The following is a 15591-nucleotide window of genomic DNA, read 5'->3' on the forward strand; positions in this document are numbered from 1 at the left end:
CTGCAGACGCATCAGCCTGCAGGTTTTTTCTGTTAGTATAGATGGCTTGTTTCAGTTCTTAAGCGTTTTGCTTCAAAAAAGAACATTTGGATAAATTTTTTCATATTCACTTTAACGGGAGCAGAAGCGGCGTTTGGATCTTTTTGCAGTTCCATCATTTTTTGGCGGACGGTCATAAAGTCAAAAAACTTGGCCGCATAGAACTCAAATTTAGGATTGGCATAATCAGTCAGCCCGAGTGAAGCAAAATGGACGATAGAGTGAATAATAGCCCGGCGAACCCGCTGCTCCGAAGCTTTTATTTCCCTGTTAACCGCCTGGGCGGGAGCAGATTCACCCAGTCTTTTTTGAATTGTCTTTTCAAAAATGGTTTTTAAAGAAGGGAAGTTTTGATCGAAGGCTGCTTCCTCGTCTGAAAATAAAAAAGAAAGAATATCAAGCAAATCCTTCGCACCGTTATGGCCGACAATCCCCAGTTCAGCCAGCAGGTACTCTCCTGTATCGATTAAGCTCGTTTCGCTTTGTACGGTGCGTTTGTCCGCTTCTTCGGGCGGCAGCAGGCTGTTTAAGGATGTTTTAATCGTCTGGATTGACTTTTCAAGCTGAATCCGCTCTTTTACTTTTCGAATAACGGTAATGATTTCAATTCGGTTGATCGGTTTCATAACGTAGTATTCTACACCAAGGGCGTATGCTTCACCGATCAGTTCCTTCGTTTCCACTTGTGAAATCATAATCACTTTGCCATTGTACCCTGCCAGGTCGCGGATCGTTTCCAGGCCGTCTTTGATCGGCATCAGCAAATCAATAAAAAGGATATCAATTTTTTGCATGCTCAAAAACGCGCCGGTTAATCCATCGCCATCTGCTTGTTCTCCGGCTACTTCTCCCAAATCCTCATCTTCAATAATTTTCGTCAGCGTAAGACGAATTGCATCATCATCATCTACAAGAAAAAAACGCATATGTAATCAACCTTTCTGCATAAACGCCTGAACCGGAATGTTAATTTGAAACAAAACACTGCCCTGTTCATTTTTTAATTCAATGCTGCCATGAAAGCCATTCACGATCTCTTTTACATGGGCAAGCCCAATGCCTGTTGAAGGGTTTCCTTGCTCATCATACTTTGTGGTAAAGCCCGGCTCGAAAATTACCTTCTGATATTTGTCGGAAATAGGAAGACCGCTATTGCGCACCTGAAGCTCAATGTGCTCCTGCTCTGATAAAAGCTTGATCTGGACAAACCCTTCCTTCGGTATGGCCTCGACGGCATTTGAAACCAAATTATTGAGAAGGGATAGGAACGTATAAGCATGATATGGAGGATGCTTCCCCGATACTGTAGATAAAAAGGTCACCTTCTTTTTTAAGGCAACAGCATACTTTTCATTGATCTGGACTGTTAGTTGAAGAAGTTCCTCAGCACTCATGAAGTCTTTCGGGCTTTCGTTTGTAATCACATTGGAAAGCCCGGCATAAATCCGCTGATTATCTTTTTTAATATCGTGAATTTTACCTGCCAGCTTCAATGCCTCCTGGCTTCCCGGATGATCTTCCTGTTTTAGAGAGCGATAGAGATGATAGGATTCTTTTGTCGCTTCTTCTGCATCAGTGAGGGTTTTTTTTAAATAAACGGTTTCTTCGTATAAGCTGGAAATAAGCATGAGCATATACTCATTTCGCTCCGTGATATGCTTTTCTCTTGTATACGCTTCATTTAGTTTCAGCATGTTCAGCAAACTAACAACGATAAAACTGCGTGCAAGTGCAATAAAAACAATTTCTTTTATGTCGTCGAAAGAAAGAGAAATTTCAAACAGCAGATAATCAACAAACAGCTCGATAGAATTAGAAGCCAGGTCAATTCCAAGCATGGCAAATCCGACGCCAAGCAGATGATGTCGATGACTTTTTACGTAAAAAAGGCGGAACAAACATGCGTGTGAAAAATAATAAATAAAAGCTGGAACATGATGCGAAAAAGAAAGGATGAGATCTTGTTCATGAAAAGAGGCTGTCTCAAGTCCGGTACGAAATAAAAAGACCGCTGCAGCGGTAAGCAGGCCGGCCCATATGATTCGTTCTTTCCTTAAATATAACAAAAAGAAAAACATAACCGGCGGACCCAGGCCAATCCGGAATACTTCTCCAAATGGATAAATCTTCAGTTCTCCTGCTGCTGGAACAGCCAAAATCATAATCAGTACCAGGAGCCGCTCATTTTTCAAAAAGGCGCGGGAAGGAAAAATAAAAACCCCTCCTTTTGTTTCGATTTATGAAGAATAGTATACAATTGGGCGATGCGTAATACAACTTAACGTTTTTTTTTATAAAAAAAACGCTCCCTTTGTAGGTAACTGTATGATTTTGTAGGTAGTGAAATATAGTTATACACATGGAAGTATACCTGTCATCTGGATGTAAACAAAAAAAGCACGGTTGACAGCTGGTTTTTTAGGGAATAACCAGCCGCATTTGGCGGACAGCCGAATGCAGCGATGGATGATAAATAAGGGGAAGGGATTGATGAAATGAAAAAAATAGGTTTAGCATGGCAGATTTTAATTGGTTTAATTCTTGGTATAGCGGTCGGAGCCATGTTTTTCGGAAACCCGCATGTTGCCACGTATCTGCAACCAATTGGCGATATTTTTCTGCGTCTCATTAAGATGATTGTCATTCCGATTGTCATTTCCAGCATTATTGTCGGGGTAGCCGGTGTCGGCGATACGAAAAAGCTTGGAAGACTGGGCGGTAAAACCATTCTTTACTTTGAAATCATTACAACAATCGCGATTTTGGTTGGTCTTTTTGCCGCTAATATTTTCCAGCCTGGTGCTGGAGTTGATATGTCCAATTTGGATAAAACTGATATCAGCAGCTACGTAGACACAACAGAAGAAACATCCAGCCATGGATTTGCGGAAACGTTTGTCAATATTGTGCCGTCAAACTTATTCACGTCTCTTGCAGAAGGTGATATGCTGGCCATCATCTTTTTCTCTGTTGTATTTGGTCTTGGTATTGCCGCAATCGGTGAAAAAGGAAAGCCGGTTCTGCAATTTTTCCAGGGAACGGCAGAAGCGATGTTTTATATTACAAACCAAATCATGAAATTTGCACCGTTCGGCGTATTTGCCTTGATTGGTGTAACTGTGTCTAAATTCGGGGTTGAATCACTGATCCCGCTAAGCAAACTGGTTATTCTTGTATATGGGTCGATGATTTTCTTTATCCTTGTTGTATTGGGAATTACAGCGAAAATCGCTGGAGTAAATATTTTTAACGTATTTAGAATTTTAAAAGACGAAATGATTCTTGCGTATACAACGTCAAGTTCGGAGACAGTGCTGCCGAAATTAATTGAAAAAATGGAGAAGTTCGGCTGCCCGAAAGCGATCGTTTCATTCGTTATTCCGACGGGTTATTCATTTAACCTTGATGGATCTACCCTTTACCAGGCGATTGCAGCTTTGTTTATCGCGCAAATGTATGGAATCGACTTGTCGATGGCAGAACAAATCTCACTTGTACTTGTGTTAATGGTTACTTCTAAAGGGATTGCAGGAGTTCCAGGCGTTTCCTTCGTCGTGCTTCTTGCTACACTTGGAAGCGTGGGAATCCCGGTTGAAGGCTTGGCATTCATCGCAGGAATCGACCGGATCATGGACATGGCCCGTACAGTGGTTAACGTCGTAGGTAACTCTCTTGCTGCTATTGTAATGTCTAAATGGGAAGGACAGTACAATGAAGTGAAAGGGAGACAATACCTCGAGGAAGTGCGTCAAATGCAGCAATCGAAATCTGCATAATAAGAAAAGACAGGCTGAAAAAGCCTGTCTTTTTTTGTACGCTCATTACATATGCAAAAACGACTCATTCGAATCAATTTTTCCGAACAAACGGGTAATGGGAAGCCGTTCTCCAGCCAGCCAGCGGCCGAAGTCAATGGGAAGAGGATGGGCGCTTTCGCCGACGCCAAGAAGTATCCGGAGAGAAGCCGGTTCATATACGGTTGTGTGAAGTGTTCCCGCCCAGCTGGCGTATTTCTTTTTAAAAATGCCATAAGCAGGATCATTGAAAAGCTTGTATCGTTCCATGGCGCTTTGTGCGGTTCCGGAAAAGTGCTGCAGCGTCTGCAGCCGTTCTTTAGACTCAGCTGTATGATGGCGGTTTTCGGACGATAAAGTGTCCGAGAGAAAATGATTCGCACAAGCTGCAGCCTGCTTGTGCACTTGTACCCCCCGGGGTGACGCTTCGACAACTGCACTATGCATGGAGGCATCATAAAGAGAGTAATTAAATGCATGACGATGCGGAATAGAACGAAGCAGGTCGATCGCCTGGTCTGTTGTCGCACACGAGTCCAGCACCATGCGAGCGATAACGCTGCATGTAAATCCATCTTCGGCACGGCGCCGGTTTACAAAGTGAAAGCCAATCACAAGCCCTTTTTCATTCATTCCGTCAATCCGCCCAATCATCCTGCCGCTTATACCGACTGAAGCGTAGCCATGATCAGGCTGCCACAATAAAAGTCTGCCTTCATAGGTTTTCGGGTGATAATCATAGTTTCTTGCGAAAATGCCGTTGTTCATCAGGGCAGAACATCCGCTGTTTACATCATCAGCTTGAAAACCGCTGTATTCGTGAACCACCTCATATAAAGACCAGCCAAGGGACTCTGCAAGGCCCTCAAGCTCTTCCCATATAAGAGGAAGGAAGGATTGAAAGTAGGCTTTTACCTTTTTGAAATCAATATCATAAGAACGAAGAGACTTTTGGCGCCGTTTTTGATGAGCCGCAAAAAGCGGTGATTCCTTTAATTTTTCGCCGGCAAGAAGCCCGAGCTCATAATAACTCCCTCTTCCTTGAAGAATGTCGATATAAAAACGCTGCATGCTACTCCTGCTTTCTTTTTCTCTTATCGTGCCTGTTTTGGAAAAAGAATTCAAGGGAGAAGCGGCCGGCCAATGTTTGAAGTGAATTCGAAAAAGGAAAAGTAAAGACATGTAAGGAGGGGAAAAGATGAAAACACAAACAGCTCTTATTTTAGGATTGATTTTCGCACTTGTTATCGCTGTTTTTGCTGTCATTAATGTAAATCCGGTAACGGTAAATTACCTATTTGGTTCTGCACAATGGCCGCTTATTCTTGTTATTTTGTTTTCTGTGCTGCTTGGCGGACTCGCTATCTTTATGTTTAGTTTGTTTCGTACATTGGCGCTTAAGCGGCAGCGTAAGGAGCTGGTCCGGCAAAATGAGCAGCTGAAAAAAGAATTGCATGAATTAAAGCTTGAGCATCGGGAGCAGAGAACACCCGCTGCTACGTCAACCCGGCTGGCGCCGGACGGTGATTCATAATAGAAAAAGAAGAGCTGAGTGAAACCCACTCAGCTCTCTTCTTTTGAATCATATTGTCATTTGTTCAATTGACCCGTATAATGAGTACGTTATGGGGTGAAATTATGCTGAAACCAAAAATGCGCTGGTCCTTGAAAGAAGTGGATCGCAAAAAAAGTGAAGCGTTTGCGGAAGAAGTTGGAACAAGCCCTCTCGCTGCATCGCTTTTATTGGGACGGGGAATCACAGAAAAAGAAGAAGCGCGTGCATTTTTGTTTGATGAAGGTGTCGCTTTTCACGATCCTTTTTTGTTAAAAGATATGAACAAAGCAATCGAACGCATTCGTCAGGCGAAAGAGCGGGAAGAAGCTGTTCTTGTTTTTGGTGACTATGACGCTGACGGTGTCAGCAGTACGTCGCTGCTTTTAACAGCGCTTCGCGATTATGGTGTTCTCGCTGATTATTATATTCCGAACCGGTTCACTGAAGGCTATGGTCCGAATGAGCCGGCTTTTCGTCATGCGAAAGAAAGTGGCTTTGGTTTAATTATTACGGTTGATACCGGAATTTCAGGCGTTCATGAAGCACAGGTGGCCAAGGAGATTGGCATTGACTTAATTATTACCGATCATCACGAACCCGGACCTGTACTGCCGGAAGCATTAGCGATTATCCACCCGAAGCATCCAGAGGGCACGTATCCATTTGGATATCTTGCCGGCGTAGGGGTGGCGCTGAAGGTGGCACATGCGTTATATGGGAAAGTACCGGAACATCTGCTTGATTTGGCTGCGATTGGCACCATTGCCGACCTGGTGCCGCTGTATGGAGAGAACCGGCTGATTGCCAAAAAAGGGCTGTCCGCCTTGCGCCAGACAGAGCGGCCGGGGATTGTCGCGCTTTGTAAACAGACCGGCACAGAGCAGTCATCTATTGATGAAGAAACGGTCGGATTTATGATCGGACCGCGTATTAATGCAGCCGGCCGCCTTGATGATGCGGGTCCTGCTGCAGAATTAATGTTAACGGAAGACATAGAAGAAGCGATGATGCTTGCAGAAGAAATCGACGCGATGAATAAACAACGGCAGTCTATCGTCAATGATATGGCAAAAGAAGCAATTGACATGGTAAACCAGGAGTTTCCGCCGGATGAGTACCCGGTCATAGTGGTAGGCAAGGAAGGGTGGAATCCGGGCGTTGTCGGAATTGTTGCGTCCCGTTTGACTGACACATTTTATCGGCCGGCTATCGTGCTTGGTTTTGATTCTGAGAAAGGCATTGCGAAAGGCTCAGCCAGAAGTATTAAAGGCTTTGATTTGTTTCAAAGCCTGTCAACCTGCCGGGATATTTTGCCGCATTTCGGCGGTCATCCAATGGCTGCCGGCATGACCCTGTCGATTCATGATGTAGATGAGCTGCGCAGCCGTATGGTTCGTATCGCTAAGGATACACTTACGGAAGAGGATTTTACGCCGATTGTTCAAGTCGATGCACAGGCCTCGGTGTCGGATATTACAGTGCAGGGGATTGAGGAGCTGAATAAGCTGGCGCCGTTTGGCATGAACAACCCGAAACCGCTTTTTATGATCCAAGATGCTAAAATTGCTTCGATGAAAAAAATTGGCGCCAACCAAACGCACTTAAAAGCAGCGTTTGAACAAAATGGGCAGACCATTGACGGAGTCGGTTTTGGCATGGGAGAGTACGCCGATCAAATAGCGAAAACATCAGACATCTCGGTGATTGGCGAACTGTCTATTAATGAATGGAATAATATGCGCCGCCCGCAGCTTATGCTTCGCGACCTTCGAGTGGACGAATGTCAGCTGTTTGATATGCGCGGCGGAAAAAATGTTTCAAGCTGGTACAAGAACATACCCGATGTAAAGGTCGCTGTATCCTTCAGCCGTGCACCAGGGGATCCTAATGTCGTATTTGTTCAAAACGAACAGGACGCCCAAGCCGTTGAAATGGATGGCAAAAATGTAGTACTGTTAGATTTGCCGGAAAGGGAAGAAGTGATCAGGTCACTCCTGGGCGGAAAGTCGCCGGCTCGTATTTATGCCCATTTCAGCACGCAGGAGAATCATTTCTTCAGTTCGATGCCAACACGGGATCATTTCAAATGGTATTACGCGTTTTTATTGAAAAGAGGCTCATTTGACGTGAAACAGCATGGTGAGCTGCTGGCAAAAAAGCAGGGCTGGTCTTATGCTGCTGTTCGTTTTATGTCAAACGTGTTTTTAGAGCTTGGATTTGTTAAACTAGAGAATGGAAAGATTGAAGTGCAAAGAGAAGCGGACAAGCGTGATTTGAGCGAGTCGCCTGCCTACCTACGAAAGCAGACGCAATTTAACCTTGAACAAAAGCTGCTGTACTCATCTTACCGTGAATTAAAAGTAATTCTGGATGAATGGATGAAGCAGCCCGCTAGACACTGGGAGGAACGATTAACATGAATTTAAAAGAGTATATTAAAATTGTGCCGGATTGGCCAAAGCCGGGCATTCAGTTTAAAGATATCACACCACTTATGGACAATGGCGAGGCATTTCGTTATGCAACGGACCAAATTGTCACATATGCAAAAGATAAACAAGTAGATTTAATTGTAGGTCCGGAAGCGCGTGGCTTTATTGTAGGCTGCCCGGTTGCCTACTCTCTTGGTGTTGGCTTTGCGCCGGTCCGTAAAGAAGGCAAGCTGCCGCGTGAGACGATCAAAGTACAATATGGGCTTGAGTATGGAAAAGACGTGCTGACGATCCATAAAGACGCCGTTAAGCCGGGTCAGCGTGTTCTTATTACAGATGACCTGCTGGCAACAGGCGGTACGATTGAAGCGACGATCAAGCTTGTAGAGCAGCTTGGCGGTATTGTAGTAGGTATTGCATTTTTAATTGAATTAAATTACTTGAACGGGCGCGAAAAATTGGATGGATATGATATATTAACCATCATTCCGTACGACTGATTCGACAAAAATCGCCTAATTCACAAAAAAAGTGCAGGATGACTTTACATCCTGCACTTTTTTTTCGATAATAAGAACAATCAGTTTTTTTTCGGAAAGGGCGAAGGTGAACAAAACATATGGCGAAAGACCAGATATTAACCGCCGACCAGGTCATCGACCGGACCCGTGCCTACTTGAACGAAGAGCATGTCGGATTTGTCCGGCGTGCGTTTGAGTACGCAAAAGAAGCGCATAAGCACCAGTTTCGTAAATCGGGCGAACCGTACATTATTCATCCTATCCAGGTTGCGGGCATATTGGCTGATCTTGAAATGGACCCGGCAACGGTCGCATCCGGTTTTCTGCATGATGTGGTAGAAGACACGGATGTGACACTGCAGGATTTGGCGAATGAATTTAATGCGGAAGTAGCAATGCTGGTAGACGGTGTCACAAAGCTTGGGAAAATTAAATATAAGTCAAAAGAAGAACAGCAGGCGGAAAATCACCGGAAAATGTTTGTCGCAATGGCACAGGATATTCGTGTGATTTTAATCAAGCTGGCAGACCGTCTGCACAATATGAGAACGTTGAAACACCTGCCGCAGGAAAAGCAGCGCCGTATTTCCAACGAAACGCTGGAAATTTTTGCTCCTCTTGCCCATCGTCTTGGAATGTCGAAGATTAAATGGGAGCTGGAAGATACAGCACTTCGTTATTTGAATCCACAGCAGTATTACCGGATTGTCAACTTGATGAAACGCAAGCGCGAGGAGCGGGAGCAGTATTTAGATGACGTCATTGATTTAATGAGAACACGGCTCGATGAGATGGATATCAGCGCGGAAATTTCCGGCCGCCCTAAACATATTTACAGTATTTATCGGAAAATGGCCATGCAGCACAAACAGTTTAATGAAATTTACGACTTATTAGCGGTTCGTATTGTCGTAGACAGCATCAAAGACTGCTATGCAGCGCTCGGCATTATTCATACATGCTGGAAACCGATGCCAGGACGTTTTAAAGATTATATAGCGATGCCAAAAACGAACATGTACCAGTCTCTCCACACGACGGTCATCGGCCCGAAAGGTGATCCGCTTGAAGTGCAGATTCGCACAGAAGAGATGCACCGAATTGCCGAGTACGGGGTCGCGGCGCATTGGGCCTATAAAGAAGGGCGAACGGTAGACGAAAATGCTTCGTTTGAAAAGAAAATGACGTGGTTCCGTGAAATTCTCGATTTTCAAAATGAATCGCAGGATGCAGAAGAGTTTATGGAATCATTAAAGCTCGATTTGTTCTCGGATATGGTGTTTGTGTTTACGCCAAAAGGCGATGTGCTTGAGCTGCCGGCCGGTTCTGTCCCGATTGATTTCGCCTACCGTATTCACTCGGAAATCGGCAATAAAACCATTGGCGCAAAAGTAAATGGGAAGATGGTTACGCTTGATTATAAATTAAAAACAGGCGATATTTTAGAAATTTTGACATCAAAGCATTCATACGGCCCGAGTAAAGACTGGATCAAAATGGCGCAGACGTCGCAGGCGAAAAACAAAATCCGCCAATTCTTCAAAAAGCAAAATCGTGAAGAAAACGTGGAAAAAGGCCAGGAAATGGTCGAGAATGAAATTAAAAATATGGAATTCGATGTAAAAGAAGTGTTGTCGCAGCAGAACTTAAAGCGAGTGGCGGAAAAGTTCAACTTCTTAAATGAGGAAGACATGTATGCAGCAGTCGGTTATAACGGAGTCACCGCTCTTCAAGTAGCCAACCGGCTGACTGAAAAGCTTCGCAAGCAGCGTGATCAGGAAGCGGCGCTGAGTGAAGTGGTGAAGGAAATTAAAACGCCGCCAAATCCAGCCGCTCAAAAGAAAAATGCCGGTGTTACGGTTAAAGGCATCGACAACTTGCTGATTCGGCTGTCCCGCTGCTGTAACCCTGTGCCGGGTGATGATATCGTCGGCTATATTACAAAGGGGCGCGGTGTCTCTGTTCACCGGGAAGACTGTCCAAACGTGACGGCGGATGACGATGCAGAAAATCGCTTGATCCCGGTTGAGTGGGAGTCAGGCGGTGCAAATCAAAAAGAGTATTTGGTTGATATTGAAATTTCTGGCTACGACCGTCAAGGTCTCTTAAATGAAGTGCTGCATGTAGTCAGTGAAACAAAAACAAATATTTCCGCGGTATCTGGACGTTCAGACCGGAATAAAATGGCCAAAATCGATATGTCTATTTTTATTCGTAATGTGAATCACCTGCAAAAAGTGGTGGAACGGGTCAAACAAATTCCGGACATTTATGCGGTCCGCCGCATTATGAATTAACGTTGGCAGGTGTAGAAGAATGAGAGTGGTTTTACAAAGAAGCAATCAAGCAAGCGTGACGGTGGACGGAGTAATCAAAGGAGCCATTGACTCAGGCCTTGTCCTTCTAGTCGGTGTAACACATGAGGATACGGAGCAGGATGCAGCCTGGCTCGCCGAAAAAATTGTGCATCTGCGTATTTTCGAAGATGAGTCGGGAAAAATGAATCAATCACTACTTGAGCGGGGCGGATCGATTTTATCGGTTTCCCAGTTTACCTTGTACGGTGACTGCAAAAAAGGGCGGCGTCCGAATTTTATGAAGGCAGCAGCCGGTGCCCAGGCAGAAGGGCTATATAATGCCTTTAACCGCCTCATCCGCGAAAAAGGCGTACAGGTGGAAACAGGTGTGTTTGGCGCCATGATGGATGTGTCGCTTGTGAACGACGGTCCGGTTACCTTAATTCTTGATACAAAAGATTAAGGTTGAAATCAGGAGAAAAGTTTTTTATAATCTTTTCATCGGCTGGATATCCAGTCCATTATAAAAGAACATATGAAAAGCCATAGACGAAGAAAAGTAGTGAAGCCCATGCCCGGACAGAGAAAAATGCCGCGACTGAGAGCATTTACGGTGCACCTTCATGAACAGACACTTCTGAGGCGTTTTTCTGAAACAATAGTAGGAAAAACCGCGTATTGCGTTATCAAAAAAGGGAAAGCTTCGGCTTTAACGAGGGTGGTACCGCGGAAAACTTCCGTCCCTGCGCGCAGTGCAGGGATGGAAGTTTTTTTATGTGCTTTTACAAATAAAGGAGGAACGACCATGTCAGTGAATATTCCACGTGGTACGCAGGATATTTTGCCAGGACAGTCAGAAAAATGGCAGTACATAGAATCCATTGCTAAAGACGTCTGCCGCCGTTATCACTATAAAGAAATTCGCACACCGATTTTTGAGCATACCGAATTGTTCAAGCGCAGCGTCGGCGATACAACCGATATCGTTCAGAAAGAAATGTACACGTTCGAAGACAGAGGAGAGCGCAGTTTAACTCTTCGCCCAGAAGGAACAGCCGCGGTTGTCCGTTCGTTTGTGGAAAACAAAATGTTTGGCCACCCGGATCAGCCGGTCAAGCTGTTTTACACAGGCCCGATGTTCCGGTATGAACGTCCCCAGGCGGGCCGCTACCGCCAGTTTGTCCAGTTTGGTGTAGAAGCGATTGGCAGCGAAGATCCGGCCATAGACGCGGAAGTGATTGCACTTGTAATGGATATTTACAAAGCAGCAGGGCTTCAAAAGTTAAATCTCGTTATTAATTCTCTTGGCGATGCTGACAGCCGAAATGCACACCGGGAAGCGCTCATCGGTCATTTTGAACCGCGTATTGAGGAATTCTGCAGCGACTGCCAGACGCGTTTGCAGCAAAATCCGCTCCGGATTTTAGATTGCAAAAAAGACCGGAATCATGAGCTGATGCAGACAGCACCTTCTATTCTGGACTACTTAAACGAAGAATCAAAAGTGTACTTTGAGAAAGTAACCGGCTATTTAGATGCAATCGGCGTTTCGTATACCGTAGATCCAAAGCTTGTCCGCGGGCTTGATTACTACAACCACACAGCTTTTGAAGTGATGAGCGAGGCAGAGGGCTTCGGGGCCATCACGACGCTGTGCGGAGGAGGACGCTACAACGGTCTTGTCCAGCAGCTTGGCGGTCCGGAATCACCGGGAATCGGCTTTGCTTTCAGTATTGAGCGGTTTATTGCCGCGATGGAGGCTGAAGGCGTAGAATGGCCGATCGATCAAGGAATTGACTGTTTTGTAGTAGCGCTTGGAGATGCAGCAAAAGACCGGTCCGTCTCGCTTGTTCATGAGCTGCGTACAGCAGGTCTTTCAGCAGACCGTGACTACCAGGACCGAAAAATGAAAGCTCAGCTTAAAGCATCTGATCGCCAGCACGCCCGCTTTACAGCGATTTTGGGCGAAGATGAACTGGCGGAAAACCGGATTACCCTCAAAGACATGGCGGCAGGTTCGCAGGACCAGGTGCCACTGAATGAGCTGGCTGGTTATATTAAAACAAAAATGGAGGCGAAGTAAATGTTTGGACGCACGTTTTATAACGGTGAAATGACCGAAGAACATATTGGAAAAGAAGTATCATTAAAAGGATGGGTGCAGCGCCGCCGTGACCTTGGGAGCGTCATTTTTATTGATTTGCGTGACCGTACAGGCATCATGCAGATCGTGTTTAACCCGGAAATTTCAGCAGAAGCACTTGCTGTAGCAGAAAAAGTCCGCAATGAATATGTACTTGATGTCAAAGGGACAATTGTAAAGCGTGATGCGGAAACCGTAAATGAAAATATCCCGACTGGTACGATTGAAGTACACGTAACGGAAATCAACGTACTGAGCGAAGCGAAAACACCTCCGTTCATGATTGAAGACGGAACGGAAGTAAACGAAGACGTCCGTTTAAAATATCGTTACATGGATCTTCGCCGCCCCGTGATGTTTGAAACACTGAAAATGCGCAGCGATGTAACAAAAACAATTCGTGATTATTTAGACGAAAATCGTTTTCTTGATGTGGAAACACCGATTTTAACAAAGTCAACACCGGAAGGCGCACGTGATTATCTGGTTCCAAGCCGTGTGCACCCAGGCGAGTTTTACGCGCTGCCGCAGTCACCGCAAATTTTCAAACAGCTGCTTATGGTATCTGGTGTAGACCGTTACTATCAAATTGCCCGCTGCTTCCGTGATGAAGATTTGCGTGCAGACCGTCAGCCTGAATTCACGCAAGTTGATATTGAAACAAGCTTTATGAGTCAGGAAGACATCATGCAAATGACAGAAGAAATGCTGAAAAAAGTGATGAAGCGCGTGAAAGACCTTGACATCAGTGGATCTTTTGAACGCATGACATATGAAGACGCGATGAACCGTTTTGGTTCTGACAAGCCGGATACACGCTTTGGTCTTGAATTGATCGATATGGCCGATGTAGTTCGCGGATCTGGATTTAAAGTATTCGCGCAGGTTGTGGAGTCAGGCGGACAAGTAAAAGCGCTTTGTGTACCAGGCGGTGCTGAAAAGTATTCTCGTAAAGATATTGATCATCTAACAGAGTTTGCAGCGATTTACGGTGCGAAAGGCCTTGCTTGGCTGAAAGTCGAAGAAGATGGCATGAAAGGGCCAATTATTAAGTTCTTCACGGATGAAGAACAAGCGAAGATGCTGGAAACAGCCGGAGCAAAAACAGGCGATTTAATCATGTTCGTCGCAGACAAAAAGCAGGTTGTAGCCGATGCATTAGGTGCGCTTCGCTTAAAACTTGGTAAAGAGCTTGGCATGATCGATGAATCTAAGTACAATTTCCTTTGGGTAACAGACTGGCCGCTGCTCGAGTATGATGAAGAAGAAGGACGTTACTACGCAGCGCACCATCCATTTACAATGCCATTCCGTGAAGATATCGAGAAAATGGAATCAGACCCGGGCGCGGTACGTGCGCAAGCCTATGACATTGTGTTAAACGGCTATGAACTCGGCGGCGGCTCGATTCGTATTTTCGAACGTGATGTGCAGGAAAAAATGTTCAAGCTGCTTGGTTTCACAGAAGAGCAGGCGAAAGAACAGTTCGGCTTCCTTCTGGATGCATTTGAATACGGTACGCCTCCGCACGGCGGTATTGCGCTTGGCTTAGACCGTTTGGTTATGCTTCTTGCCGGCCGTACAAATCTGCGTGATACCATTGCTTTCCCGAAAACAGCAAGTGCAGCAGACGTATTAACAGATGCGCCGGGTGAAGTGTCCAATGCCCAGCTTGAAGAACTGCATCTGCGTATCAGCCAAACAGCGAAATAAGAAAAAAGTAGTGTTTTTAATTTTCTGATAAATTAGCAGTAGTCATTAGTTGATTTTCAAAAAAACGTATGATAATATGATTCCAATGAGGCGGATCCTGATGTGTACGTTAGTTACACATTCTGTTTTGACCGAACACTATATGTTAGGGAGTCTGAGTTTTTGGACAGCGCACATGCCCTTTGCGGGGACTTGCAACGCCCAGAACAGGGCACCCACCTGCTGTAGAGCGGGTTCAAAACATATGTATTACAACGACGGCACGATTGGGATTCGCCGTCTTTTTTTATGCTTAAAAACAGGAGTGATCGTTTAAATGCTTCACCAATTTTCCCGTAATGAACTTGCCTTCGGAAAAGAAGGGCTTGACCTATTAAAAAATGCAACCGTTGCCGTTTTAGGCATTGGCGGAGTGGGCTCATTTGCAGCGGAAGCACTCGCCCGGTCGGGAGTCGGCCGCTTAATTCTGGTCGATAAAGATGTGATCGATATTACAAATATTAATCGCCAGCTGCCGGCACTTTTATCAACAGTCGGACAGCCAAAAGCGGATTTAATGAAAGAACGAATTGCGGATATCAATCCTGAATGTGAAGTGATTGCACTGAAAATGTTTTATACAGAAGAAACATATGAGCAGTTTTTCAGTTACGGACTTGATTACGTTGTTGATGCGTCCGATACGATCTCTTACAAAATTCACTTAATGAAAGAATGTTTAAACCGAAATATTCCGATTATCTCCAGCATGGGGGCGGCTAATAAGTTAGACCCGACACGGTTTACCATTGCCGATATTTCCAAAACTCATACGGATCCTATTGCAAAGGTGATTCGCACACGCCTGCGCAAAGAAGGCATTCGAAAAGGCATTCCCGTTATTTTCTCGGATGAAAGCCCAATTGTGATCCGGGAAGATGTACGTCAGGTCGTCGGCAACGATGAGGCGGAAATTCGCAAAGCGAAAATGCCTCCCGCTTCAAACGCTTTTGTCCCATCTGTTGCGGGCTTAATCGCAGCAAGCTATGTTGTTCGCGATATTTTAAAAGATGTGAAAATCACCCGTGTAAACGACTAAAAAGTCATCCTTTTCCAAG

At 45.0% G+C, this 15591-nt stretch carries 12 protein-coding genes, 1 other RNA gene and 1 other annotated feature; of the genes, 10 read left to right on the top strand and 3 right to left on the bottom strand.

From position 1 onward, the window contains the following. Positions 1–32: 32 nt before the first annotated feature. Both L2D08_RS08650 and L2D08_RS08655 read right to left on the bottom strand, forming a co-directional pair. A complete protein-coding gene (locus tag L2D08_RS08650) occupies positions 33–965 on the bottom strand; it encodes a response regulator (RefSeq protein ID WP_242233358.1) in 933 nt (310 codons plus the stop codon). Positions 966–971: 6 nt separating this feature from the next. Continuing rightward, positions 972–2201: an ATP-binding protein gene (locus tag L2D08_RS08655; protein WP_242233359.1), complete on the bottom strand. Its 1230-nt coding sequence runs from the start codon at positions 2199–2201 to the stop codon at positions 972–974. A 333-nt stretch (positions 2202–2534) separates the two neighbouring features. Between L2D08_RS08655 and gltP the strand changes: the two genes are divergently transcribed. After that, complete coding sequence (gene gltP / locus L2D08_RS08660; protein ID WP_242233360.1) at positions 2535–3815, top strand: glutamate/aspartate:proton symporter GltP; 1281 nt, start codon at positions 2535–2537, stop codon at positions 3813–3815. 45 nt (positions 3816–3860) lie between these two features. Here gltP and L2D08_RS08665 read toward each other — a convergent pair whose 3' ends face one another. Next, complete coding sequence (locus L2D08_RS08665; protein WP_242233361.1) at positions 3861–4904, bottom strand: C45 family autoproteolytic acyltransferase/hydrolase; 1044 nt, start codon at positions 4902–4904, stop codon at positions 3861–3863. A gap of 127 nt (positions 4905–5031) precedes the next feature. On the opposite strand from L2D08_RS08665, the gene L2D08_RS08670 reads away from it, so the two are divergent. The 9 genes from L2D08_RS08670 to L2D08_RS08710 all read left to right on the top strand — a co-directional run bounded on the left by L2D08_RS08670 (position 5032) and on the right by L2D08_RS08710 (position 15572). After that, the gene (locus L2D08_RS08670) at positions 5032–5367 is read left to right on the top strand and encodes a LapA family protein (protein ID WP_242233362.1); all 336 of its coding nucleotides are present in this window, start codon (positions 5032–5034) and stop codon (positions 5365–5367) included. A gap of 104 nt (positions 5368–5471) precedes the next feature. Then, positions 5472–7808 carry a single-stranded-DNA-specific exonuclease RecJ gene (gene recJ / locus L2D08_RS08675; RefSeq protein WP_242233363.1) on the top strand — a complete coding sequence of 779 codons (2337 nt, stop codon included), beginning with the start codon at positions 5472–5474 and terminating at the stop codon, positions 7806–7808. Then, positions 7805–8320, top strand: a complete 516-nt coding sequence (locus tag L2D08_RS08680; RefSeq protein ID WP_242233364.1) for an adenine phosphoribosyltransferase — start codon at positions 7805–7807, stop codon at positions 8318–8320. The genes recJ and L2D08_RS08680 overlap by 4 nt, the downstream gene beginning before the upstream one ends. A 119-nt stretch (positions 8321–8439) precedes the next feature. Then, positions 8440–10638: a RelA/SpoT family protein gene (locus tag L2D08_RS08685; RefSeq protein ID WP_242233365.1), complete on the top strand. Its 2199-nt coding sequence runs from the start codon at positions 8440–8442 to the stop codon at positions 10636–10638. Positions 10639–10657: 19 nt separating this feature from the next. Next, positions 10658–11101 (top strand): D-aminoacyl-tRNA deacylase, encoded by a 444-nt coding sequence (gene dtd, locus L2D08_RS08690; protein WP_242233366.1) that lies wholly within the window; start codon positions 10658–10660, stop codon positions 11099–11101. A 74-nt stretch (positions 11102–11175) separates the two neighbouring features. After that, positions 11176–11386, top strand: a binding site (T-box leader). 57 nt (positions 11387–11443) lie between these two features. Further along, positions 11444–12721 carry a histidine--tRNA ligase gene (hisS, locus tag L2D08_RS08695; RefSeq protein ID WP_242233367.1) on the top strand — a complete coding sequence of 426 codons (1278 nt, stop codon included), beginning with the start codon at positions 11444–11446 and terminating at the stop codon, positions 12719–12721. Then, on the top strand, positions 12722–14494 hold the full coding sequence (gene aspS / locus L2D08_RS08700) for an aspartate--tRNA ligase (RefSeq protein ID WP_242233368.1): 1773 nt from the start codon (positions 12722–12724) through the stop codon (positions 14492–14494). 91 nt (positions 14495–14585) lie between these two features. Next, positions 14586–14771: non-coding RNA, 6S RNA (ssrS, locus tag L2D08_RS08705), on the top strand. A gap of 39 nt (positions 14772–14810) precedes the next feature. Beyond that, the gene (locus L2D08_RS08710) at positions 14811–15572 is read left to right on the top strand and encodes a tRNA threonylcarbamoyladenosine dehydratase (RefSeq protein WP_242233369.1); all 762 of its coding nucleotides are present in this window, start codon (positions 14811–14813) and stop codon (positions 15570–15572) included. The last annotated feature ends 19 nt before the right edge of the window (positions 15573–15591 follow it).

Origin of the sequence: Domibacillus sp. PGB-M46 (assembly GCF_022668875.1) — a bacterium.
In the GTDB taxonomy this organism is placed as follows: Bacteria; Bacillota; Bacilli; order Bacillales; family Domibacillaceae; genus Domibacillus.